This is a genomic window from Massilia sp. H6 (genome assembly GCF_024802625.1).
Taxonomy (GTDB): domain Bacteria; phylum Pseudomonadota; class Gammaproteobacteria; order Burkholderiales; family Burkholderiaceae_D; genus Telluria.
In genome coordinates this window covers 4,073,129-4,096,338 of record NZ_CP103371.1, presented here as the reverse complement: position 1 = coordinate 4,096,338, position 23,210 = coordinate 4,073,129, and the positions used below count along the sequence as shown (strand labels likewise).

The 23,210-nt window shown below is 62.9% G+C and carries 16 protein-coding genes, 1 tRNA gene and 3 pseudogenes; 13 read left to right on the top strand and 7 right to left on the bottom strand.

From position 1 onward, the window contains the following. Positions 1 to 3: 3 nt before the first annotated feature. From lptE to NRS07_RS18325, 9 genes are all read left to right on the top strand, one after another. Complete coding sequence (lptE, locus tag NRS07_RS18365) at positions 4 to 510, top strand: LPS assembly lipoprotein LptE (RefSeq protein ID WP_259209548.1); 507 nt, start codon at positions 4 to 6, stop codon at positions 508 to 510. Between the two features lie 20 nt (positions 511 to 530). Continuing rightward, on the top strand, positions 531 to 1,544 hold the full coding sequence (gene holA / locus NRS07_RS18360) for a DNA polymerase III subunit delta (protein WP_259209547.1): 1,014 nt from the start codon (positions 531 to 533) through the stop codon (positions 1,542 to 1,544). An 80-nt stretch (positions 1,545 to 1,624) separates the two neighbouring features. Next, entirely contained in the window at positions 1,625 to 2,890 is a 1,266-nt protein-coding gene (locus NRS07_RS18355; RefSeq protein ID WP_259213389.1) for a glutamate-5-semialdehyde dehydrogenase, read from the top strand. Between the two features lie 18 nt (positions 2,891 to 2,908). After that, on the top strand, positions 2,909 to 3,319 hold the full coding sequence (locus NRS07_RS18350; RefSeq protein ID WP_259209544.1) for a CopD family protein: 411 nt from the start codon (positions 2,909 to 2,911) through the stop codon (positions 3,317 to 3,319). Positions 3,320 to 3,442: 123 nt separating this feature from the next. Further along, positions 3,443 to 4,654, top strand: a complete 1,212-nt coding sequence (locus NRS07_RS18345) for a class I SAM-dependent RNA methyltransferase (RefSeq protein ID WP_373889843.1) — start codon at positions 3,443 to 3,445, stop codon at positions 4,652 to 4,654. A 12-nt stretch (positions 4,655 to 4,666) separates the two neighbouring features. Next, positions 4,667 to 5,956, top strand: coding sequence for a multidrug effflux MFS transporter (locus NRS07_RS18340; protein ID WP_259209541.1), 1,290 nt, complete (start codon positions 4,667 to 4,669; stop codon positions 5,954 to 5,956). Between the two features lie 325 nt (positions 5,957 to 6,281). Continuing rightward, positions 6,282 to 8,438: an HDOD domain-containing protein gene (locus tag NRS07_RS18335; protein ID WP_259209539.1), complete on the top strand. Its 2,157-nt coding sequence runs from the start codon at positions 6,282 to 6,284 to the stop codon at positions 8,436 to 8,438. A 7-nt stretch (positions 8,439 to 8,445) separates the two neighbouring features. After that, positions 8,446 to 10,659, top strand: a complete 2,214-nt coding sequence (locus NRS07_RS18330; RefSeq protein ID WP_259213386.1) for an EAL domain-containing protein — start codon at positions 8,446 to 8,448, stop codon at positions 10,657 to 10,659. A 9-nt stretch (positions 10,660 to 10,668) separates the two neighbouring features. Then, positions 10,669 to 12,228 (top strand): hypothetical protein, encoded by a 1,560-nt coding sequence (locus NRS07_RS18325; RefSeq protein ID WP_259209537.1) that lies wholly within the window; start codon positions 10,669 to 10,671, stop codon positions 12,226 to 12,228. Positions 12,229 to 12,278: 50 nt separating this feature from the next. Here the strand turns inward: NRS07_RS18325 and NRS07_RS18320 are convergent, their stop codons facing one another. After that, positions 12,279 to 13,532: an HD-GYP domain-containing protein gene (locus NRS07_RS18320; protein WP_259209536.1), complete on the bottom strand. Its 1,254-nt coding sequence runs from the start codon at positions 13,530 to 13,532 to the stop codon at positions 12,279 to 12,281. A 282-nt stretch (positions 13,533 to 13,814) separates the two neighbouring features. Between NRS07_RS18320 and NRS07_RS18315 the strand changes: the two genes are divergently transcribed. From NRS07_RS18315 to NRS07_RS18300, 4 genes are all read left to right on the top strand, one after another. Beyond that, on the top strand, positions 13,815 to 15,044 hold the full coding sequence (locus NRS07_RS18315; protein ID WP_259209534.1) for a putative DNA modification/repair radical SAM protein: 1,230 nt from the start codon (positions 13,815 to 13,817) through the stop codon (positions 15,042 to 15,044). Next, a complete protein-coding gene (locus tag NRS07_RS18310) occupies positions 15,041 to 16,540 on the top strand; it encodes a UdgX family uracil-DNA binding protein (protein WP_259209531.1) in 1,500 nt (499 codons plus the stop codon). Before NRS07_RS18315 ends, NRS07_RS18310 begins: the two co-directional genes overlap by 4 nt. Before the next feature lie 113 nt (positions 16,541 to 16,653). Then, entirely contained in the window at positions 16,654 to 17,679 is a 1,026-nt protein-coding gene (locus NRS07_RS18305; RefSeq protein ID WP_259209528.1) for a TraB/GumN family protein, read from the top strand. Positions 17,680 to 17,801: 122 nt separating this feature from the next. Beyond that, positions 17,802 to 17,875, top strand: a tRNA-Gly gene (locus NRS07_RS18300). Between the two features lie 140 nt (positions 17,876 to 18,015). Here the strand turns inward: NRS07_RS18300 and NRS07_RS18295 are convergent. From NRS07_RS18295 to NRS07_RS18275, 6 genes and pseudogenes are all read right to left on the bottom strand, one after another. Beyond that, a pseudogene (locus tag NRS07_RS18295) lies at positions 18,016 to 18,843 on the bottom strand (IS256 family transposase); the annotation flags it as partial. A gap of 27 nt (positions 18,844 to 18,870) precedes the next feature. Then, positions 18,871 to 19,074: pseudogene (locus NRS07_RS18290) on the bottom strand (IS3 family transposase); the annotation flags it as partial. A 12-nt stretch (positions 19,075 to 19,086) separates the two neighbouring features. Beyond that, a complete protein-coding gene (locus tag NRS07_RS18285; protein ID WP_259209526.1) occupies positions 19,087 to 20,148 on the bottom strand; it encodes an IS110 family transposase in 1,062 nt (353 codons plus the stop codon). Positions 20,149 to 20,342: 194 nt separating this feature from the next. After that, positions 20,343 to 21,322: pseudogene (locus tag NRS07_RS18280) on the bottom strand (IS3 family transposase); the annotation flags it as partial. A 414-nt stretch (positions 21,323 to 21,736) separates the two neighbouring features. After that, positions 21,737 to 22,030 (bottom strand): TNT domain-containing protein, encoded by a 294-nt coding sequence (locus NRS07_RS20365; protein ID WP_373889842.1) that lies wholly within the window; start codon positions 22,028 to 22,030, stop codon positions 21,737 to 21,739. 46 nt (positions 22,031 to 22,076) lie between these two features. Then, positions 22,077 to 23,093 carry an IS30 family transposase gene (locus tag NRS07_RS18275; protein WP_373889841.1) on the bottom strand — a complete coding sequence of 339 codons (1,017 nt, stop codon included), beginning with the start codon at positions 23,091 to 23,093 and terminating at the stop codon, positions 22,077 to 22,079. Positions 23,094 to 23,210: the final 117 nt, after the last annotated feature.

Genomic DNA, 23,210 nt, shown 5'->3' with positions numbered 1-23,210 from the left:
ACCATGAAGACAATCGTGGTGCGCACTCTCCTGGCGCTGGTGGCCGCTGCGATCCTCGCGGGTTGCGGCTTCCAGCTGCGCGGCTCGAACGGCCAGTACAACATGCCGTTCAAGAGCATCTACCTGGCCTTTTCCGAGACCTCGCCGCTCGGCACTGAGCTCAAGCGCAACCTGCGCGCGGGCAATACCGTGCGCATCGAGGACGACGCCTCGAAGGCCGAGGCGCTGTTTGACGTGCTGGGCGAATCGCGCGGCAAGGCCATCCTGTCGCTCAACAGCCTGGGCCGGGTACGCGAGTACGCGCTGAGCTATACGCTGGTGTTCCGCGTGCGCGACGCCAATAACCGCGTGCTGCTGGGGCCGACCGAGATCACCCTGCGCCGCAACATCGCCTTCGACGAATCGCAGGTGCTGGCCAAGGAATCCGAAGAAGCGCTGCTGTACCGCGACATGCAGGCCGACCTGGTACAGCAGATCTTGCGCCGCCTGGCGGCCATCAAGCCAACATGAGCCTGGGTTGAAAGTGACCGATGCAGCTGCGGCCTGAGGCCCTCGAAGGCCACCTGGCCAAGGGCCTGGCGCCCTTGTACGTGATCGCCAGCGACGAGCACCTGCTGGCGCTGGAAGCGGCCGACCGCATTCGCCGCACCGCGCGCGCGCAAGGCTACACCGAACGCGAAGTGCTGAGCGTGGAGCGCAGCTTCAAGTGGGGCGAACTGCTGGCGGCGAACCAGGCAATGTCGCTGTTCGGCGACAAGAAGCTGATCGAACTGCGCATTCCGAGCGGCAAGCCGGGCAAGGACGGTAGCGCGGCCCTGCAAGGCTATGCCAGGGACCTCAGCCCCGACAACCTCACCCTGATCACGCTGCCCAAGCTGGACTGGCAGACCGCCAAGGCGGCGTGGGTCGGTGCGCTGCAGCAGGCTGCGGTGTACATCGAGATCCCGAACGTCGAGCGCGCACAGCTTCCGAACTGGATCGGCACGCGCCTGGCGGCGCAGGGCCAGAGCGTGGACCGCCAGGGCCTGGACTTCATCGCCGACCGCGTCGAGGGCAACCTGCTGGCGGCGCACCAGGAAATCCAGAAGCTCGGCCTGCTGCACGAACCGGGCAAGCTCAGTGTCGAGCAGGTCATGGATGCCGTGCTGAACGTGGCGCGCTACGACGTGTTCAAGTTGTCGGAGGCGATGTTGGCGGGGGATCCTGCGCGCCTGGCCCGCATGCTCGACGGCTTGCGGGGCGAGGGCGAGGCGCTGCCGCTGGTATTGTGGGCCGTCAGTGAAGAAATCCGTACGCTGCTAAAATTGAAATCCGGGATGCAGCAGGGGCGCCCGCTGGGCGCGCTGCTCAAGGAGCATCGCATCTGGGGCCCGCGCGAGCGCATGATGGAACCGGCGCTGCGCCGCGTGACGCTTGGCACGCTGGAATCTGCCCTGCGCGAGGCGGCGCAGGTCGACCGCATGGTCAAGGGCCTGCGCGCCAGGGCGTTCGCGGGGGATGCGTGGGACGCGATGCTGCAGCTGGCCTTGCGGGTGGCGCGCTGACCAACGCAGCGCCGCCCCCACGCTGATTGACCGCGCGGGTGGCACCCGCCCACCCGACGAAACCGACAACGGGCTCTATGATGGACATCACCGAACACATGCACTCCCTGGGCCGCAATGCCCGCGCCGCGTCGCGCGCCATGGCCAGGGCCGACGGCGCCACCCGCAACCGCGCACTGCTGGCGATCGCCGACGCCATCGAGCGCGACGCCGACTTGCTGCGCGCCGCCAACGGCCAGGACATGGAGGCGGCCCGGGCCGGCGGCCTGGAGCCGGCGCTGCTCGACCGCCTGGCGCTGTCCAGCGCCGCCATCGCCACCATGGTTGCCGGTCTGCGCCAGATCGTCGGCCTGCCCGATCCGGTCGGCGAAATTACCAACATGAAGTCGCGCCCGAGCGGCATCCAGGTCGGCCAGATGCGGGTGCCGCTGGGCGTCATCGGCATCATCTACGAAGCGCGGCCGAACGTGACGGTGGACGCGGCCGGCCTGTGCATCAAGAGCGGCAATGCGGCGATCCTGCGCGGCGGTTCCGAAGCGATCCACTGCAATCGCGCGCTGGCCGCGCTGGTGAGTGAAGGCTTGGCCAGCGCCGGCCTGCCGCAGGAGGCGGTGCAGGTAGTAGACACGGTCGACCGCGCCGCAGTGGGCGCCCTGATCACGATGCCGCAGTATGTCGACGTGATCGTCCCGCGCGGCGGCAAGGGCCTGATCGCGCGCCTGATGCAGGAAGCCACGGTTCCGATGATCAAGCACCTGGACGGCATCTGCCACGTGTATATCGACGCCAGGGCCGACATCGCCAAGGCGCTGCCGGTGGCGTTCAACGCCAAATGCCACCGCTACGGCACCTGCAACACGATGGAGACGCTGCTGGTGGCGCGCTCGGTGGCGCCAGGCGTGCTGCCGCAGCTGGCCGAGCTGTACAAGACCGAGCAGGTCGAGTTGCGCGCGGATCCCGAAGCCCATGCGATCCTGGCCGGCTATCCGTGGCTGGCCCGGGCGACGGAGCAGGACTGGAGCACGGAATACCTGGCGCCGATCCTGGCGATCCGCGTGGTGGAAGGGCTCGACGGCGCGATCGACCATATCAACACCTGGTCGTCGAAGCATACCGAGGCCATCATCACCGAAGACTACAGCGCCGCGCTGCGTTTCCTGCGCGAGGTCGATTCGGCCTCGGTGATGGTAAATGCATCGACCCGTTTCGCGGACGGCTTCGAATACGGCCTGGGCGCCGAAATCGGCATCTCGAACGACAAGCTGCATGCGCGCGGCCCGGTCGGGCTGGAAGGACTTACCTCACTCAAGTACGTCGTGTTCGGACACGGCGAAGTGCGCAGCTGACAAGGATAATAAAACCCCATGCTCTGGATTAAAGCCTTTCATATCCTGTTTGTCGTCTCTTGGTTCGCAGGACTGTTCTACCTGCCGCGCATTTTTGTCAACCTGGCCCAGGAAACCCAGCCGGCCGCGCTCGAGCGCCTGCTGGGCATGGCGCGCCGCCTGTACCGCTTCACCACCATCCTGGCGGTGCCGGCGGTGCTGCTGGGAGTCTGGTTATGGCTGGGCTACGGTTTCAGAGGCGGCTGGCTGCACGCGAAACTGGCGCTGGTCCTGGTGACGATCGGCTACCATCACGCCTGCGGCTCGCTGCTGCGCAAATTCGAGGCAGGGCAGAACCGGCGCAGTCATCGATGGTTCAGGTATTTCAACGAAGCGCCGGTGCTGCTGCTGCTGGCGATCGTGATCCTGGTGGTGGTCAAGCCGTTCTAGGCGGCCTTGCATGGTCTCATCCGAGCGTGTCGCCACCGGCGGGACGGGCGGTTCCACGGTTGCCGGCTATTTGCCGGCAACGCGTAATTCAACAGTTTTATAAACGGACAAAGGGTACTCCTCATGGCCTCTTATTTTTGCCCATGCCCGCGCGGCATGGAAGCGGCGTTGGCCGAAGAACTGGGCGAGATCGCCCAGCACAGCACCACGCTGAAGGTGCACAACCAGGTGCCGGGGGGCGTGCACTGCTCCGGTTCGATGCAAGACGCCTACCGCGTCAACCTGCACTCGCGCATTGCTTCGCGCGTGCTGATGCGCATGGGCCAGCGCAGCTATAACAACGAAAACGACGTCTACGACCTCGTGCTCGAGCAGCCGTGGGAAGACTGGTTCGGGGTCGACCATACCATCCGGGTCGACGTCACCGCCGTCAAGTCGCCTTTGAAGAGCCTCGAATTCACCACGCTCAAGATCAAGGACGCCATCTGCGACCGCTTCCGCGACCAGTTCAACAAGCGCCCGACGGTCAATACCCGCGAGCCGGACATGCGCATCGTCGGCTTCGTCGACCAGCGCAACGTCATCATCTATCTCGACACCTCGGGCGAAGCGCTGTTCAAGCGCGGCTGGCGCGAGGAGACCGGCGACGCGCCACTGCGCGAGAACCTGGCCGCCGGCATGCTGCGCGTGGCCGGCTGGAAGCCAGGCGTGCCGCTGTTCGACCCGATGTGCGGCTCGGGCACCATCCTGGTCGAAGCGGCCCAGATGGTGCAGGGCATCGCGCCCGGCGCGCGGCGCCGTTTCGCCTTCGAGAAGTTCGCCGGTTTCGAGCGCGAAGCCTGGGCCGCGATGAAAGCCGAGATCAAGCCCAATGCATTGCCGCTTGAACCGACCATCTTCGGCTCGGACATCTCGGGCGACATGATCGAGATGACCCGCCACAACCTCAAGATCGCCGGCATCGTGTTCGACGTGCCGCTCAAGCAGATCGAGGCGCAGCATGTATCGCCGCCGACCACCGAGCCGGGCATCGTGCTGACCAATCCGCCGTACGGCGAGCGCATCGGCGTGCGCGGCGATTCGACCATGGCGCCGGACGACATGGCGGTATCGTTCTATTCGGCCCTCGGCACCACGCTCAAGCAGCGCTTCGCCGGCTGGACCGTGTTCCTGTTTACCGCCGACCTGAGCCTGCCCAAACTGCTGCGCCTGAAAGAAGCGCGCAAGACCCCGTTCTTCAACGGCGCCCTCGAATGCCGCCTGTTCCGCTTCGACATGGTGGCCGGTTTCAACCGCCGCGAGGGCGCCAAGCCCCCGGTGCCGGCGCCGGAATAAGCCAGAGCGCCCATGCTGCCGCCGAACGAACCCGATCACCTGCCGAAGGACCCGGTCATCCCGGTTCCGCTGCCGCCACCGCACCAGATCGCGATGCTTACGGCCGGTGGCCTGGCCACGCTGCTGGCCGGGCTGTCGATGCTCGGGCCGTTCTCGATCGACGCCTACCTGCCCGCCTTCCCGCAGATCCGCGCCGATCTCGGTGCGTCGGCGATCGAAGTGCAGCAAACGCTTACCGCCTACATGCTGGCCTTTGCCGGCATGGTGCTGTGGCATGGCGCATTGTCGGACGCCTTCGGGCGCCGCAACGTGATCCTGGTGGCGCTGGTGGTGTTTGCCATCGCCACCTTCGGCTGCGCGGCCGCTTCGTCGGTGCACTACCTCTGGGTGTTCCGCATCATGCAGGGGGTGTCTGCCGGGGCGGGCGTGGTGGTGGGCCGCGCCATCATTCGCGATCTGTATTCGGATGCGGCGGCGGCGCGCCTGCTGTCGATGGTCACGATGATCTTCTCGATCGCGCCGGCCATCGCGCCGGTGCTGGGCGGCTGGATCGTGACCTTCTTCGACTGGCGCGCGATTTTCCTGGCGCTGTGCGTGTACACGGTGGTCCTGGGCTGGTTCTCGTGGAAGCATTTGCCCGAAACGGTGCCGATCGAGAAGCGCCAGCCCTTCAACCCGCGTTTCCTGGCGCAGAGCTATGGCGCGATCTTCGGCTCTTTCCTGTTTCACATGAAGGCCGGCGTGGTGGCGATGAATTTCGCCGGACTGTTCTTGTATATCGCGGCCGCGCCAGTGATGCTGCCCGAGCACCTGGGCCTGGGGCCGTCAGAATTCGCCTGGCTGTTCGTGCCGTCGGTGAGCGGGATTTTCCTGGGCGCGCTGGCGGCCAACCGCATGGCCGGCAAGTTGACCTTCGCGCGCCAGATCCGCGTCGGCTTCTTCTTCATGCTGGGCGCCATCGCGTTCAATGTGGGCTACCACGCCTTCTTGCCGCCGTCGCTGCCCTGGAGCGTGGTGCACATGTTCTTCTTTACCTTTGGCAGCTCGATCATCGCGCCCGGCGCTACCCTGCTGGCGCTCGACCTGTTCCCGCATATCCGCGGTACGGTGGCCTCTTGCCAGTCCTTCATGACCACGTTGATGGGCGCCATCGTGGCCGGCCTGGTCGCGCCGGCACTGTCGCACTCGGTGTTCTCGCTGGCGCTAGGCCAGGCTGGCTTCGCGCTGGTGGCATTGACGTTCTGGGTGACGGCGCGGCGCTACCGGCGCAACCTGGCACGCTCGGGGCGCCAAATTCCGTAGTTTTGCACAAAACGCAACGTCGCTACCCCCAGCGGATATTTGTTCATATGTGAAATAAAGTTCCATCATGTATGCATATATGAAATACTATTTCACTTTCTTCTGCTCGGATCGTTGCTGATCTACTATTAGAGCAGCGTCTCGGCAACACTTTTCACAGAAAGTATTGTTCCCAATCAGAAATGTCTATATGCTAAGACAAGTTTTTCGTGCCTGGAATAAACCGCGAAATACTGTTCTATTTGTTAGATGAATAAGCAAGACAATGTGGCATCCCGTCCTGGGGCGCCCCGGATAACCCTCGATAGCGGCCACGTTTGAGACCATGCAACAATCGGATCAGGATATTCGCAATCGCCTGTTGATTGCCCGTCTGCCGGCCATGCCGCAGATCCTCGTGCGTCTCATCGAACACCTGCAGGCCGACGATCTCGGCATGTCGGAACTGGCAGCCCTGATCTCGAAGGATGCCGGCATGACCGGCAAGCTGCTGGCCGTGGCCAATAGTTCGGCCTACCAGCGCCAGCACCGCAACGTCAATCTCGAACAGTCGCTGGTTGCCCTCGGCACCGACATGATCAAGACCCTGGTCATCAGCGATTCGGTATTCCAGACCTTTAATAATTTCCCGCATTCTGGCAGCACCGATCTGCGCGCGTTCTGGAAGAATTCGCTCAGTGGCGCCGTGATCGCGCGAGACATCGCGCGCATGATCGACTATCCGCACCTGGAAGAAGCCTACCTGGCCGGCCTGCTGCACAACGTCGGGCGCCTGGCGCTGCTGGCTACCGCCCCCAAGGAATACGCCTACAACTTCAACGCGCGCGACGACGAAGACCTGTGCGCGGTCGAGCAGCGCACGCTGCAGATCACCCATGCCGAAGCCGGCGCCTGGCTGATCGAACGCTGGCAGCTCGATTCCTTCCTGGCCGATGCGGTGCTCTACCACCACGAACCGAGCGAGCGCCTGGAATCGGCCCATCCATTAATCCGCATCGTGCGCCTGGCACATGTGCTGTCGAGCCACACGGGCGACGAGGCGGCCGTGCGCGAGGCCGCCGGCCTGTGCGGCGTCGACGAGCACCAGGTCGGTCAATTGCTCAATGGGGCCGCGCGCCAGATCGAACAGGCCGCCGCCCATCTCGGCATCGACCTGGCCGGTGCCGATGACATCCCGGCGCCGGCCGCACATGCGCCGCCCGCGCTCGACCCGGTGCAGCAGCGCCTGTCCGAAGAGGTGCGCAACATGGTGCTGGTGTCCGAAGTGGGCCAGAGCTTCGCGCGCCAGCAGGGCGAGACCGGCCTGCTCGAGGCAATGACGCGCTCGGCGCGCATCCTGTTCGACTTCGGCAATGCCGTGGTGCTGCTCGAGAACCCGACCGGCCACGCCCTGGTCGGCGCGCCGATCCAGGGCAGCCAGCGCATCGCCGAATTCGCGGTGCCGCTGGCCAGGGGTGGCGCCATCGCCAAGAGCGCGCTGGAGCGCCGTCCCGCCTTTGTGCAGCGCGAAGGCGCAGAACTCGGCCTGGCCGAAGAGCAGCTGCTGCGCATGCTCGGCACCGACAGCCTGGTGTGCGTGCCGCTGGTGGCCGGCACGCGCTGCCTCGGTGTGCTGATCGGCGGCGTCTCGGCCTGGCAGCTGCCGGCCTGCCAGCGACGCGCACGCTTCATGCAGTCGTTCGGCGTGCAGGCCGCCAGTGCGCTGGAAACCCTGCTGTCCGAACGCGGCCACGCGCGCCGCCAGCTGGCGCATGTCGCCGATGAATACCGCGAAGCCTCGCGCCGCGTGGTGCACGAAGTGAACAACCCGCTGGCGATCATCAAGAACTACCTGAGCGTGTTGGATAGCAAGCTGGCGCGCCAGGAACCGGTAGGCGGCGAGATGTCGATCCTGAACGAAGAGATCGACCGCGTCGGTCAACTGGTCCAGAGCCTGGCCGACCTCAAGCCGGCCGAGGCCGGGCCGCGTCCGACCGATGTCGCCAAGGTGGTGGAAGAAGTGCAGCGCCTGTTCCGCAGCACCGGCTTCGTCCCCAGTTCGGTCGACATCGCGGTGAGCATGCACGACGATGCCACCCGCATCGAGGGCGACGCCGACGTGCTCAAGCAGATCCTGGTCAACCTTGTAAAGAACGCCATCGAGGCGCTCGGCAGTACCGGTGGGCGCATCGAGATCCTCAACCGCGGCCATGTGAACCGCGAGCGCCAGCTTTACCTTGAACTGGTCGTCAGCGATACCGGGCCGGGCCTGTCGCGCGAAGTGCTGGCCCACCTGTTCTCGCCGGTGAAGAGCACCAAGGACGGTGCCCACCATGGCCTCGGCCTGTCGATCGTGCACAGCCTGGTCAAGAAGCTGGGCGGGCATATCGCCTGCCGCAGCGGCCGCACCGGCACCGCCTTCGAAATCCTCCTGCCGGCTTGGGCCGGCACGGGCACTGGCAGCAGCGTCGCCCTGCCGGCACGTGCCCTCGGCTCCGCATAAGGTCATGATGAACGCGCATAACGCCATGTTTGCCGGCGAACCCGCTCCGTTTTCCGCAACACTGGAAACCGACAGCCAGCCCCGCCTGCTGCTGGTCGACGATGAACCGCGCCTGCTCTCGTCGCTGTACGAACTGCTCAAGGGCCGCGGCTATCAGCTGACCACCGCGGCGTCGGGCGGCGAGGCACTGGCCCACCTGTCGCGCCTGCGCTTCGACCTGGTCCTGCTCGACCTGCGCCTGCCGGACATCGGCGGCCACGAGATCATGGACTTCATCAACCAGAAAAGCATCGACGCCGATGTCATCGTGATGAGCGGAGAGGTGGGCATCGATGCGGCGAGCGGCGCGCTCAAGCGCGGCGCCTACGATTACCTGCGCAAGCCTTATGCGCGCGAGGAGTTGCTGGCCACCGTCGCCAACGCGCTCAAGGGCCGCCGCCTGGCGCTCGAGAACGAGCGCATGGCCAACCAGCTGGAAAACTCCGAGAAGATGTACCGCTATCTGGTGGACAGCTCGCCGGACATCATCTATACGCTCAACCACGAAGGGCGCTTTACCTTCGTGAACGACCGCGCCTACCAGCTGCTGGGCTACTCGCGCGACGAATTGCTCGGCAAGCACTATTCGGTGCTGGTGCACGAGGAAGACCTGGAACGCGCGCGCTACGTGTTCAACGAGCGCCGCGTCGACGAGCGCGCCTCGCGCAACGTCGAGCTGCGCCTGAAGTGCCGCGGCGGAAACAGCAACGACCGCACCTTCAACACCACCCTGATGACGATTTCGCTTAACGCGATCGGCATGCACGTGCCCGACCAGGAAGTCAAGAAGCTGGAGTTCTTCGGCACCTACGGCGTGGCGCGCGACATCACCGACCGCAAGCGCGCCGAAGAAGTCATTTCTTACCAGGCCTATCACGATATCCTGACCGACCTGCCTAACCGCATCCTGTTCAAGGACCGCCTCGGGCTGGCCGTGATCCAGGCCAAGCGCAAGCAGACCGAACTTGCGGTGATGTTCATCGACCTGGACCGCTTCAAGCTGGTGAACGACACGCTTGGCCACGTCAAGGGCGACGAACTGCTGCAGCAGGCCGCGACCCGCCTGAAAGAGTGCCTGCGCAAGGGCGACACCCTGGCGCGCCAGGGCGGCGACGAATTCACCATCGTGCTGCCGGAACTGCGTGACCGCGACGACGCGCGCATGGTCGCCGACAAGTTCCTGGAAACGCTGCAGTGCCCGTTCGACCTGGACGGCCACGAAGTGCATATCTCGGCCTCGATCGGCATCGCGATCTATCCGACCGACGGCGAATCGATCGACGAACTGCTGCGCCACGCCGACATCGCCATGTACCAGGTCAAGGCACTCGGCAAGAACGGCCACAGCTTCTACCATACGTCGATGCTGGACGTGTCGCACCAGAAGATCGCCCTGGAGCAGGCGCTGCGCCGCGCGCTCGAGCAGGGCGAGCTGGAGATGTATTACCAGCCGCAGATCGATGCCCTGACCGGGCGCATTGTTGGCGCCGAGGCGCTGATGCGCTGGAACCACCCGACCCGCGGCGTATTGTCGGCCGGCGAATTCCTGCCGTTCGCCGAAGAAAACGGCCTGATGCTGCCGATCTCGGACTGGATGATCGGCGCACTGTGCCGCGATATGCTGCAATGGAATTCAAGCGGCAACGACCAGGTGCGCCTGTCGCTGAACCTGTCGCCGCAATACCTGGACCGCGGCGACTTCTTCGAGAAGATGCGCAGCGCGCTGGTGCGCTATTCGATTCAACCGTCCCAGATCGAAGTCGAAATCACCGAGAACATCTGCATCCGCAACCCACAGTACGCGATCGAGCAGCTCAACAAGCTGTGCCAGCTGGGCGTATCGGTGGCGATCGACGATTTCGGCACCGGCTATTCGTCGCTGTCCTACCTGCACCGCTTCCCGATCCATACCGTCAAGATCGACCAGTCTTTCGTGAAAGAGATCCACGAAGAGGGCGGGCATTACCCGGTGATCCTGGCGATCATCTCGATCGCGCGCGGCCTGGGCCTGAACCTGATCGCCGAAGGCGTCGAAACCGAAGAGCAAGCGCGCTACCTGCGCTCGAACGGTTGCATGACGATGCAGGGCTACCTGTACTATCGGCCGATTCCGTTGGGCGAGTTCATGAAGGCGCTGCGCACCCAGCCGACGCTGTTCGGCCTGCGCGCCGTGCAAGCCTGAGCCACGGCCATGCTCGACATTCCGGCACAGCCCAGCGACCAGGGAGACAGCCCTGCGGCGGCGCATTACACGGCCGACTTCCTGCGCGTGAAGGGCTTGGCCGACCGCGGGGTGCCGACCGCCCAGCACAGCCTGGGTTTCATGTATGCCAGTGGCCAGGGCGTGGCGCAGAATTTCGAGCTGGCCGTGGCCTGGTACCGCATGGCCGCCAGCGCCGGCCTGGAACTGGCGCAGTACAACCTCGGCGTAATGTTCCAGAAGGGCCAGGGCGTGGCACAGGATTATGGCCAGGCCGCCTACTGGTATCGCCGCGCGGCAAGTCAAGGCTATGCGCCGGCGCAGTACAACCTGGGCTGGCTGTATGCCAAGGGCCAGGGCGTGCCGAACGACGTGCAGCAAGCCTTGCAGTGGTTCAGCCAGGCTGCCGACCAGGGCGAGCCGGGTGCGCAGCACAACCTGGGCATGATGTACGAGACCGGCAAGGGCGTGCCGCAGGATGTCGATGCGGCCACCATGTGGTACCGCCGCGCGGCAGAACAGGGTTATGCGCGCTCGCAGTTCAGTCTTGCGCTGCGCAGCGATGGCGATGCGGCGCTGCAGTGGTTTGGCAAGGCCGCCGAGCAGGGTTACGCACCCGCGCAATTCAACCTCGGCCTGCGCTACGATAAAGGCCAGGACGTGGATCAGGACAGCAGCCGCGCCGTGCTCTGGTACGGCCGCGCCGCAGAACAGGGGCATGTCAGCTCGCAGTTCAACCTGGCCTTGATGTACGACAGCGGCCATGGCCTGCCACGCGACGAAGCACTGGCCCTGGAGTGGTACCGCCGCGCGGCAAACCAGGGCCACGCCGGCGCGCAGGACAACCTGGGCGTGCGCTACGAGCACGGGCAGGGCGTCGCGCGCGACCCGGTCCAGGCGGCGCACTGGTATCTGCAGGCCGCCGAACAGGGCATGCCCTCGGCCCAGTATCACCTGGCCCAGTTGTTCGATGCCGGGATGGGCGTGGCGAACGACCCGGAGCAGGCCGTCGAGTGGTACCGCAAGGCCGCCGGGCAGGGCCACCTGCGCGCCCAGTTCGACCTCGGGCTGCGCTATGAAGGCGGGATCGGCGTGGCGCGCGACGAAGCGCAGGCACTGGAATGGTATCGCCGCGCCGCGCACCAGGATTACGCGCCGGCCCAGTACATGGTCGGCGCACTGCTCGACCGCGCCGAGCACGGCAATCCGGTCGAAGCGACCGACTGGTTCCACAAGGCCGCCGACCAGGGCCACGCGCTGGCCCAGTTCGAGCTGGGCCTGCGCCACGACTGCGGCAAGGGCATCGAGCGCGATTACGAGGCCGCCCATTTCTGGTACCTGTGCGCGGCACGCCAGGGCCATGCGCGCGCCCAGTTCAATCTCGGCGTGATGTATTCGGCCGGGCAGGGCGTGCAGCGCGACCTGGTGCAAGCTTATGGGTGGCTGCAGCGCGCAGGTGGCGCGGGCGTGGGCGCGGCGGCGGGTTACCTGAAAAAGATCGCGGCCCGCATGGAGCCGCAGTTATTGGCGCAGGCGCAGGCGGCCTTGTAAGACGGGCAGGCGGTGGTGCCGGCGCATGCCTTCTCAGCGCCGGTGGATTGTCAGCACAGCAGCGCGAGCAGCTGCTCGGCCTGGGGAATCGATGCCTTGGCCGGGCCAAGTTGAATGGCCAAATCGCGGCCGATATCGCGCACGCGCCAGCTGATTTCACGCAGTGCCAGTTCGCTTTCGAACACCTCGAACTGGTCGACGTCGGCGCATTCCATTGCAGTGACGTGCATGTCGAGTCCGGTCGACATGAAGGCACGCTGCACGACCGCAAGGCGTTCGCGTGTACGCAGCATCAGGTCGAGGTGCTTGGGCGCGATCATGGCGCCGCGCGCCAGCTGCGCCGCCAGTTCGGAAGCCTGGACCAGCCGCACCGACAGGCGTTCGATTTCGTCGTCATTGATGGTCGCCAGGCCCGGTTCGAAAGTTTGGCAGTTGAGCGTCCGGCTTGCCTGCGAGATGATCGACGAGATCAGGCGCGGATGCTCGCCGCTGACGATCTTCAGTGCCAACTCGGCGCGCTCGAGCGCGTGCGGTTTGTGCAGCAGTCCGGAGATCAGTTCGGCGCTGGCGACGAGTTGTCCTGCTGCGCTGCTCTGGCCTGCGACCATGGCGCGTGGATATCCGGTGCCGTTGAGGCGTTCGTGGTGTTCGGCTACTGCAATGCCGACAGCCGGCGGGCACGATCCCAGGTCCTGGATCAGGAGCCGGCCGATATGTGGGTGAACAATTACGTGAGACCATTGTTCTGCGGTGAGAACCTGTTTCGCGTTGATCAGGTCGGGATCGATATACAATTCGCCGATATCGTGCAGGACACCGGCCATGCAGACTACTTGCCGGAGATCCGGCGGCAAGCCGGCACGGGTGGCAAAGGCCAGTGCCAGGCTCGCCACCTCGGCGACATGGCGCAGCCCGGTCTTGCTGCCGCGGTCGATCATGGTCAGCATCATCGCCATGGCAGGGGCAAACCGGAGCGAGGCGAGCTGGTTCCTGACACTGGCGGCCGTGAGTCCCGACGCGGCAATGATGGCGCCCAGCGCCCGCGAGTCTTCGCAGGCGCTCAGGGCGCAGTCGGCCAGCCGGTTGCCGTCGACCGCGTCTTCGACGGCGATGCAGGACTCAAGGGGCTTGCTCAGCCGGTGGACGATCAGGCGTTCTTGCAGTTGACGCGATACGCTCGCGCCCTTGGCCAGCAGTTTGGTGCCCCTGGTGTCGTAAATGTCTTCGGTAGCATTGACACCGACTTCCTCGGACAAAGTGAGTACTTTGCTCAGGTAATGTTCGTTGACGATAGATCCGGACATGGTATTTTTTCTTGGGAGGTGGGGCTCAAGCCAGGAGCCTGGACACGGCATTGTAGGAACGCGACGCAGCAGACATGATAAAGCAGTTTGTAAAATAATGCCACACGGAAATATCCGTTATTTCCAATGTAACTTTTCGTTGGTTTTATTTGCTACGTTGTCATCTTTGTCCAGCGTTGTCCCGCGTATGAACCACTAAAGAAGCCACGCTTTTCGCGTGAAAGAGATCGGTCATTGCCACGCTACGGTATACTGTATGCCCATACAGTCCAATCAAGCGCGATGGAACTCAACGACAAGCTGGAAATTTTGGCCGATGCCGCCAAATACGATGCGTCCTGTGCCAGCAGTGGCGCGCCCAAGCGCGGCTCCGAGGGCAAGGATGGCCTTGGCGCCACCACGGGCATGGGCATTTGCCACAGCTATACGCCGGACGGGCGCTGCGTTTCGCTGCTCAAGATCTTGCTGACCAATTTCTGCGTCTACGATTGCCAGTACTGCATCAACCGCCGCAGCTCGAACGTGCCACGGGCCCGCTTTTCGGTGGACGAAGTCGTCAAGCTCACGCACGACTTCTACATCCGCAACTACATCGACGGCTTGTTCCTGAGCTCGGGCATCATCCAGTCGTCCGACTACACGATGGAGCAGCTGGTCGCGGTGGCGCGCCAGTTGCGCGAAGTGCATAATTTTCGCGGCTACATCCATCTCAAGACCATCCCCGATGCCGACCCGCTCCTGATTGCCGAGGCCGGCCGCTGGGCCGACCGTTTGTCGGTGAATATCGAGCTGCCTACCCACGACAGCGTGACGCGGCTGGCACCAGAAAAGAACGTTCATACCATCAAGCTGGCGATGGGTTCGATCCGCCGCAAGCTCGACCAAAAGGCCGAGGAACCGCGCGCGCCGGCCTTTGCGCCGGCCGGCCAGAGCACGCAGATGATCGTCGGCGCCGACGCCAGCGACGACCAGACCATTCTCAACACGGCAGAGACCCTGTACGGCAGCTACAAGCTCAAGCGCGTGTACTACTCGGCCTTCAGCCCGATCCCGCAAAGCCCCAAGAGCGTGCCGTTGGCGCCGCCGCCACTGATGCGCGAGCACCGGCTGTATCAGGCCGACTTTCTGTTGCGCGGCTACGGCTTCACGGTGGGCGAACTGATGCCGGAAGCAGGCAACCTGGCGCTGGATGTCGATCCCAAGCTGGCCTGGGCGCTGAGCAACCGCGAGCACTTTCCGATGGACCTGAACCGCGCCGACGAAACCATGATCGCGCGCGTGCCCGGCATCGGCTTGCGCAACGCCAAGCGCATCATCGAGCTGCGCCGGATTCGCCGCGTGCGCTGGGAAGACCTCTCGCGCCTGCGCTGCAGCATGAAAAAGCTGGCGCCCTTCATTGTCACGGCCGACTACAAACCGGTACAGGGCGCGGCCAGTTCGCACATCTTGCGGCGTCACCTGGCCGATGCGCCCGAGCAGATGAACCTGTGGCCGGAGCTGCAGGCAGCATGACCGAATCGGCCGCCGCCATGGTCGCGCGCGGCCAGCCTCTGCAAGCGAACAGCTTCGACGAGTGGCGCGCACTGGCGCGCGAACTGCTGCGCACCAGGGTGCCGCCCGAAGCGGTTGTCTGGGGAGCGCTTGACGCGCACGGGAGCGGCGACTTGTTCTCGGACGCCCCGGCCCCGGCAGCGCCGGAGCATTCCGCGGCCCGCCCATCGGCGCCGCCGTCGCAAACAGCTGCCGTGATACCGCGCTCGTTGATGGAGATGCTGCACAAAGCTGCCTGCTTTCGCGCCCCCGACCGTTGGGCTTTCCTGTACCGGGTACTGTGGCGCTGGCAGCAGGGCGAGCACGACGTGCAGTCGGCGGCCGACCCGGATGGCGCGCGCCTGCACGGCATGGTCAAGGCGGTGCGGCGCGAGGAGCACGACATGCATGCCTATATTCGTTTTCGCGAGCGCCCGCTAGACGCCGGCGCGCCGCGCTTCGTGGCCTGGTTCGAACCCAGCCAGGACGTGCTGCCGCAGGTGGCCGAGCATTTCGTGGCGCGCATGGGCAAGACCAGCTGGATGATCGCCACGCCCGAGGCCAGCGTGCTATGGGATGGCGCTACGCTGCACAATACCGGCCCCCTGATGAGCAGCGCGGCCGACCTGGACGATGCCGGCGAGGCGCTCTGGCTCACCTATTACCGCAGCATTTTCAATCCGGCACGCGTCAACGCGCAGCTCATGCAGAGCCACATTCCTTCGCGCTTCTGGAAGAACCTGCCCGAGGGCGCGATCGTGCCGATGATGGTGAGCCAGGCCGAACTTGGCGCGCGCAAGATCGGCCAGGTGCAGACCCTGGGCGGCAAGAGCGGCGCCACGATTCCCATCACCGCCGAAAAGGCGCAACCGGATCGCGAGCAGCCCTCCAGGCTCGACGAATGCCGACGCTGCGAGCTGTGGCAGTACGCCACCCAGGCCGTTCCCGGAGAAGGCGCACTCGGTGCCAATGGTGAGGCACCGATCATGATCGTGGGCGAGCAGCCGGGCGACCAGGAAGACCTGGCCGGCAAGCCTTTCGTGGGCCCGGCCGGCAAGCTGCTCGACCGCGTGTTCGCGCAGGCGCAGGTCGAGCGCAAGGCCATTTATCTCACCAACGCCGTCAAGCATTTCAAGTGGGAGCCCAAGGGCAAGCGCCGCATCCACAAGACGCCGGCCCAGCGCGAGGTCGAGGCCTGCCATTACTGGCTCGAGAAAGAACTTGCCACGGTCAAGCCCAAGGTCATCGTGGCGATGGGCACCACCGCGCTCAAGTCGGTGCTGGGCAAGCGCAGCGTCACGCTCAAGGAGTCGCTTGGCACACCGATCTGGCACGAGGGACGCTGGGTGGTGACGATCTACCATCCTTCTTACGTGCTGCGGGTGCCGGACGAAGCGGCCAAGCACGAGGCGTTTTCCAGCATGGTCAGGGGACTGCAGCTGGCGCATGAGCTCGTCAATCGGCCCAGCCCGGATTGAGCGCTCACGCCAGCCCATGCGCACGGCATGAAATAGCGCGGCCCGGCCAGGATTAAGCACCGCCTCATCATGCAGCGCTACGCTTGACGGACTACTAACAACAAGGATGTCCGATGAAATGCGCAATCCTCCCGGCACTATGCCTGGCCCTTACCGCAGCGCCATCACAGGCGCAGTCGCTCGATCCGGCGGCCACCCCACCGGCACTGTCGGCCACCATCACCAGCGACGCCGAACCGGTCCCGGAACAGATCGTGGTGGTCGGCCACAAGCCTGGCCCCGGCATGTGGAAGGTGTCCAGGGATGGCCATGCGCTGTGGATCTTCGGGACGTATTCGCCGCTGCCGCTCAAGATGGACTGGCGATCGCACGAAGTCGAAGCCGTCATCAAGCGCTCGCAGGAATACCTGGCGCCGCCCAATGGCAAGGTCGACATCGGCTACCTGCAGGGCCTGATGGCGCTGCCTCTGCTCATCGGCATCAACGACAACCCTGACGGCGCCACCTTGCGCGACGTGCTCCCGGCCGAGGTGTATGCGCGCTGGCTGCCGCTCAAGGAGAGATACCTGCCAAAGAACAAGGAACGCGAGCGGCCCATCTTCGTAGCCAACCAATTGTTCAGCGCCGCCCTGAAACAAGCCGGACTGACGTCTGCTACCAGCGTGCGCAAGCAGGTCGAGAAGATCGTCGACGACAACAAGCTCAAGGTCACCCGGACGGAACTCAAGCTGCCGGTCGAGAATGCGCGGCGCGTCATCAAGGACTTCAAGAAGTCGCCGCTGGACGATGCCGCCTGTTTCGCCGCCACCTTGAGCCGCCTGGAGACCGACATCGAAGGCATGCGCCTGCGCGCCAACGCCTGGTCCAAGGGCGACATCGAGGCCATCCGCAAGCTGGACTTCGTGGACCAGCAGGAAAGCTGCGTCAACGTCATCATGAACAGCGCCGCCGTGCGCGACAACCCGGCCTTCCAGACGGCAGAGCCCCGCCTGCGCGCCATGTGGGTCGCCAATGCCGAGGCTGCGCTGGCGAACAATGTCTCGACCTTTGCGGTACTGTCCATGAAGGACCTGCTCAGCCCAAAAGGCATGGTGGCAGCGCTGGCGGCAAAGGGCTACAAGGTCGAACAGCCGGAGTAGGCCGGCGGCAAGCCTGGCGCGCATGCAAGACGTCCAGTGCCAGTGCACCGGGCGTGTTTTTCTGGCCGGCAGCAAGCGGGATTTGTCAGATAAACCAGAATCCGCGTAGAATGCTGCTGCACGCGGGTGTAGCTCAATGGTAGAGCAGAAGCTTCCCAAGCTTACGACGAGGGTTCGATTCCCTTCACCCGCTCCAGTGCATCGGCGCTGAGTTCGGCGCCGAGGCTTGAGCAGTGATGAGGTGGCCACCGTGATTCATGGGTACGTTTGGGTTTGACGACTCAACCGAACTCAGGGACCTGTCAGGAATTCTGTGTGCGGGGCCAGAATTCGTAGTTAGATAATTGCGTTTGTGAACCGCTCGCCGAACATGATGGCGAACTGGTTTGCAGCCTGCTTCCAGGTCCGTTGCGGCATCTTCCAATCTTTCTCGATGTTGCGCAAGGCCAGGAATAACAATTTGGTCGCGGCTTCATCGCTTGGGAAGTGGCCACGATTCTTGACGATCTTTCGCAGGCGCATATGCAAGCTTTCGATGGCGTTGGTCGTGTAGATAATTGTGCGCACTTCCGGCGGGTAAGCGAAGAACGGAATTACCTGCTGCCACTGCCGGCGCCACATTGCCGCCACCGTCGGGAATTTGGTACCCCATGGTCCGGCTGCAAACGCATCCAGCGCCGCTTCGGCGAGGTCGGCGTTGGCAGCGTGGTAAATCGGCTTGAGCGCCGCTGCCAGCTCCTTACGGTCCTTCCAAGCTGCAAGCGTGGTCGAGTTGCGGATCAGGTGCACGATGCAGGTCTGGATCTGCGCCTGCGGATACACGGCCTCAATGGCTTCCGGGAAGCCGCGCAAACCATCGACGACGGCGATCAGAATATCGTCCAGTCCGCGGTTCTTGAGTTCGTTGAAAACCTTCAGCCAGAACTTGGCGCCTTCGGTCTGTTCGATCCACAGGCCCAGTACTTCCTTGCAGCCGTCGGCACGAATGCCCAGAGCCAGATACACGGCCTTGTTCTTGACTGTGCCTTCGTCCCGGATTTTCAGGCGCAGCGCATCGAAATACACGATCGGATACATCGCTTCGAGCGGCCTTTGCTGCCACTGTGCGACCTCTTCGAGAACCTCGTCGGTGATGGTCGAAATCAGGTCCGGCGACACTGAGGTGTACTGTCAATAGTGGACACGTCCGTTTCAAGCAGCCAGCGCCTCTTTCCTAAAATTCTCGGCGAATGTGGCTGGCGATACGTAGCCAAGACGCGAGTGGCGTCGCTGGCGGTTGTAGAAGATTTCGATGTACTCCTTGATCGCTGACTCCGCGTTGGCTCGCGTGGCATACCTCTGATGATGAATCATCTCGTTCTTCAAGCTCCCCCAGAAGCTCTCCATCGGAGCGTTGACGCTCCTATGTCAACAGGTTTGTGCCGTGGACTTTAGATCTGCCAAAATATACGGGTATAGCTCCCTGACGACGTACCGGTTAACACAGCGATGGATCTCCTTGTTCGACAATCCTTCCGTCGATCTTTTCTCGACATAAGCGCGTGTTCGGGGCTCACTACGCATTCTTACCATCGCGATGGTCCACAACGCGTTATTGGCTTGTCGGTTGCCGCCTCGATTTAGTCGGTGGCGTGCTGTCTTTCCAGAGGATGCCGGCAATGGATTCACGCCGCAAAGCGCGGCGAGCGCTGCTTCGCTACGTAAGCGTTCGGGATTGTCGCCAGCAGCGACGATCAACGTTGCTGCGGTAAGTGGGCCAACGCCGAACTGCTTGCGGAGGTTCGGTGCAAATTCGAACGTCAGCTTTTCCAGCTCCGAATCCAGCTCTTTGAGTTCTGCCTTCAGCATTAGCCAGCGCTTCGCCAGAAGACGTAAGGTCGACGTCAATGCGACCAAATGCGTCGCCGTCCCGAGTAGCTGAAGATCGACGCAGCCAGCAACACAATGCTCGGCTTTGGCCTGCCAAAGCCGATTACGGATTTCCTCGGGCGCACTTACCAATATCGACCTCAATTGGTTGATCGCTTGAGTCTTGGCCTTGACCGCACTACGCCTGGCGACTGTAAGTATTCGCAATGCTTCTGCGACACCGTTGTGGGATTTTGGAATCGCTGTCGCTTGCCCAGAGAGGACAGAGCGTGCTGCGCTTTCCGCGTCAATCGGATCGGACTTCCCTACCAGACGCCGCTTACTGCGATCGGGACGATTCACTTCGAGAACTTCGATTCCTTGCTCGTGCAAAGCACGAGCAAGTCCGGAACCATACGTTCCGGTTCCTTCGACACCCGCCCGGCGAAGATGCCCTAGGGTACGAGCCCAGGCAATAAGCTGCTCATATCCGCCAGCTGTTGTCGGTGTTGCCAAGGTCCCAAGAAATTTGCCGGTGCCATCAATAACGGCGCCAACATGTAGATCCAAATGCGTGTCCACGCCCAGAATCACTTCACGTTGCAACTCTTGTTCATGCATTTTGCGCTCCCTGTCGAAGTGGGCGCATTGCCAACCCTAGTCGCCGGACAGGACACTCAAGATGGAAATTCAAAGCTCCTATTAGGTCACCAGACCAGGCCCGACAACGCTCGGGGAACGCACTGGCGAATCGACAAGTCAACGCAAAGGCATCCGGCCAATCGTAGCACGGGTCAGATTCGGCAGGCGTTCGAGCTCATCATAGACTGAGTGTCATAGCAGTTCCCCTTGCGCGACATGGAGGCCCGCATGCCGAATTGCTCAACCAGCTTGCGGTAATCGTCGGCGCAGTACTGCGTGCCGCGATCGGAGTGATGGACCAGTCCCGCGGCCGGTCGCTTGCTGCGTACCGCCCGCCACAACGCTTGCGCCGTCAGGTCCTGCGTCATTCGTGGCCCCATCGCATAGCCCACCAGCTCGCACGTAAAAACGTCTTTCACTCCAGCGAGATACAGCCAACCTTCATCGGTCATCACGTACGTGATATCGGTCACCCAGGCTTCGTTAGGGCGGGTTGGCGCGAACGTTTGGTTCAACAGATTCTCCGCCACCGGGAATGCATGGCGCGAATTCGTCGTCGCCTTGAATTTGCGCTTTTGCCTACATCGCAAGCCCATCTCCTGCCGCAGCCGCACAATGCGGTCACGGCCCGTGTCGAACCCTTGTGCAAGCAGTTCAGGCTGCAGCCGCAACGGGCCGTACGTCTCCCGGGTCTGGACGTGTGCAGCCTTGATCGCAACCTTCAGCCGCTCGTCGTCCTGTGCGCGCTGGGATGGTGGGCGCTCCACTGCTGCATAGAAGCCGCTGCGCGACACGTCAAATACGCGGCACAACAGGCCAAGCGGGTAATCGAGTCGCACGGACTTTATGAACGCGTACCGGGCAGCGACTCCCTGGCAAAGTACGCGGTGGCCTTTTTTAGTACGTCCTTCTCCATGCGCTCGACGGCCAGCTCTTTGCGCAGCTTCGCCACCTCGGCTTCAAGCTCGGCGACACTACGGCTGCCCGGTGGTGCAGTCGGATCGCTACCGCGCTTGGCCGCGCTCACCCAGTTCGCCAATGTCCCTTTGGGGATCGCGATTCGCTTCGCGGCTTCTTCCAGCGTCAAGCCTTGGGCAAGCACCAGCTTCACGGCCTCCGCTCGGAATTCCGGCGTGTATGTCGTCAACTTCATAAGTTCACTCCCTTTGACAAGTTTATCAAATAGAAGTGTCCACAGAACTCAGGCTACCTCAATACGAGCGGATACGAACAGCATACGGGCCGTGCCCGCCGCCAGTGCCCCGTGCGAGCGCACCGAGATTTGTCGTTCTGCCGGAACTGCCCCCCTGTCGCCGTTTGCCCCAACAGCACATCAAATTCTTACATAAACGAAGTTTTATCCCCCATCAATTCGTTATACATGTAAGTACAAGCGTCGGATTCAGAAGTAAAGAACTTAGAGCCATTTCTCTCTCCCTTTTCTGAATAAAATACTTCCCATTTTCCGTCGACACTTTCTAAACAGAGAGCTAAATCTTCAGCACCGGAAACACTATATGCACTTGGTCGGACGCCTGCTGATTGCAAAGCGCGAATAAGTTTGAGTCTAGTGCTTGAATCCATTGTAAGGCCCTCTATAAATTTCTTTCAACTGTCCACTTTCGAGCAAATTCTTGACGCGAGTGTCGCCGAGAAGCTTAGACTGCGTTCCCATACCAATTTCACCGAACCATGGCCTAATCGTCGCGGCCTCAACATCTAGCCGGCCTGTTACTTCGAATACAGAATACGGGGAATTCTGAGTGCCGGGTCTCAATGCACGTTCCGCATAGGTTGTTCCAGTTGGAGATAAGTAGCTTCCAAAATCAGATCCAAATCTATCAATTTTAGCTCCCGGCAACAGCGTGAATGGATGGCGGTCTCAAGAACCAATTGCAACACTGGGGTTAATGGATCGCGTCGGGCTGTAATTGTAGCCGCGCCATATGCTCGGTGTAGACAGCGAGCGGCGTTTTCCAGCCAAGCGTTTCGCGTGGCCGGGTGTTGAGCGAGAGCGCAATGGCATCGAGCTCATCCTGGGAGTAGATCGACAAGTCCGAACCCTTGGGCATGTACTGGCGCAGCAAGCCGTTGGTGTTCTCGTTGGAGCCGCGCTGCCAGGGGCTGTGCGGGTCGGCAAAGTAGATCTGCACGCCAGTGCGCTCGGTGAGGATTTTGTGGCCGTGCATTTCGCGGCCTTGGTCGTAGGTCATCGATTTTCGCAGCGCCGCCGGCTGTCGATTCAGGACGGCTGAGAAGCTGTCGACAACGGAGCGCGTGCCGGCATTGTCCATCTTGGCCAGCACCACGAAACGTGTCGTACGTTCGACCAGCGTACCGACCGAGGAACGGTTGCCTTCGCCTTTGATCAGGTCGCCTTCCCAATGACCGGGAATGAGACGGTCCTCGATCTCGGGTGGACGGATGTGAATGCTTTGCATGTCCTTAATCTGGCCGCGGCGATCGACACCGCGGCTGCGCGGTTTGCGTACCTGGTTATGGTGGCGCAGGCAGGCGATCAGTTCGCGCTTGAGCTCGCCACGCGGGTGCAGGTAGATCGCGTTGTAGATCGTCTCGTGAGAGACCGTTTTATCGCAGTCATCGGGCCACATGGTGCGCAGTATGTTCGCAATTTGCTGCGGCGACCAGAGTTCCTTCAGATAGTGCCGCACTACCTGAAATAGCGCACCGTCGGCGTGAAGTTTGGGTATGCGTCGCGGCGCCATACGTCGTTCGTAACTTTGCAAGTGAGCCAGGTTGGCGTCGTAAGCGCCCGAGCCGGGCGCCCGGCGCAGCTCACGGCTGATCGAACTCGGAGAACGGCCAAGGCGTTCAGCAATAGACCGGATGCTGCACTGGTCGTCGCGCATGGTCATCACGACGGCACGCTCCTGCGTCGTCAGATGGGTATAGATTCGGCGCATGGCGGCACTCTACAGGAAAGAGTGTTGCACTTGGTTTTAGAGACTGCCCAGCCTACGATCCGGATACGAACAGGATACGAATAGGATCGCTGATTGCCGATACTACCAACTTGCGTC

What these genes read in the sequence shown, in the direction of transcription:
- lptE (WP_259209548.1), top strand. Translation starts at nt 4, where the DNA reads ATGAAGACAATCGTGGTGCGCACTCTCCTGGCGCTGGTGGCCGCTGCG.
- holA (WP_259209547.1), top strand. Translation starts at nt 531, where the DNA reads ATGCAGCTGCGGCCTGAGGCCCTCGAAGGCCACCTGGCCAAGGGCCTG.
- NRS07_RS18355 (WP_259213389.1), top strand. Translation starts at nt 1,625, where the DNA reads ATGGACATCACCGAACACATGCACTCCCTGGGCCGCAATGCCCGCGCC.
- NRS07_RS18350 (WP_259209544.1), top strand. Translation starts at nt 2,909, where the DNA reads ATGCTCTGGATTAAAGCCTTTCATATCCTGTTTGTCGTCTCTTGGTTC.
- NRS07_RS18345 (WP_373889843.1), top strand. Translation starts at nt 3,443, where the DNA reads ATGGCCTCTTATTTTTGCCCATGCCCGCGCGGCATGGAAGCGGCGTTG.
- NRS07_RS18340 (WP_259209541.1), top strand. Translation starts at nt 4,667, where the DNA reads ATGCTGCCGCCGAACGAACCCGATCACCTGCCGAAGGACCCGGTCATC.
- NRS07_RS18335 (WP_259209539.1), top strand. Translation starts at nt 6,282, where the DNA reads ATGCAACAATCGGATCAGGATATTCGCAATCGCCTGTTGATTGCCCGT.
- NRS07_RS18330 (WP_259213386.1), top strand. Translation starts at nt 8,446, where the DNA reads ATGAACGCGCATAACGCCATGTTTGCCGGCGAACCCGCTCCGTTTTCC.
- NRS07_RS18325 (WP_259209537.1), top strand. Translation starts at nt 10,669, where the DNA reads ATGCTCGACATTCCGGCACAGCCCAGCGACCAGGGAGACAGCCCTGCG.
- NRS07_RS18320 (WP_259209536.1), bottom strand. Translation starts at nt 13,532, where the DNA reads ATGTCCGGATCTATCGTCAACGAACATTACCTGAGCAAAGTACTCACT.
- NRS07_RS18315 (WP_259209534.1), top strand. Translation starts at nt 13,815, where the DNA reads ATGGAACTCAACGACAAGCTGGAAATTTTGGCCGATGCCGCCAAATAC.
- NRS07_RS18310 (WP_259209531.1), top strand. Translation starts at nt 15,041, where the DNA reads ATGACCGAATCGGCCGCCGCCATGGTCGCGCGCGGCCAGCCTCTGCAA.
- NRS07_RS18305 (WP_259209528.1), top strand. Translation starts at nt 16,654, where the DNA reads ATGAAATGCGCAATCCTCCCGGCACTATGCCTGGCCCTTACCGCAGCG.
- NRS07_RS18285 (WP_259209526.1), bottom strand. Translation starts at nt 20,148, where the DNA reads ATGCATGAACAAGAGTTGCAACGTGAAGTGATTCTGGGCGTGGACACG.
- NRS07_RS18275 (WP_373889841.1), bottom strand. Translation starts at nt 23,093, where the DNA reads ATGCGCCGAATCTATACCCATCTGACGACGCAGGAGCGTGCCGTCGTG.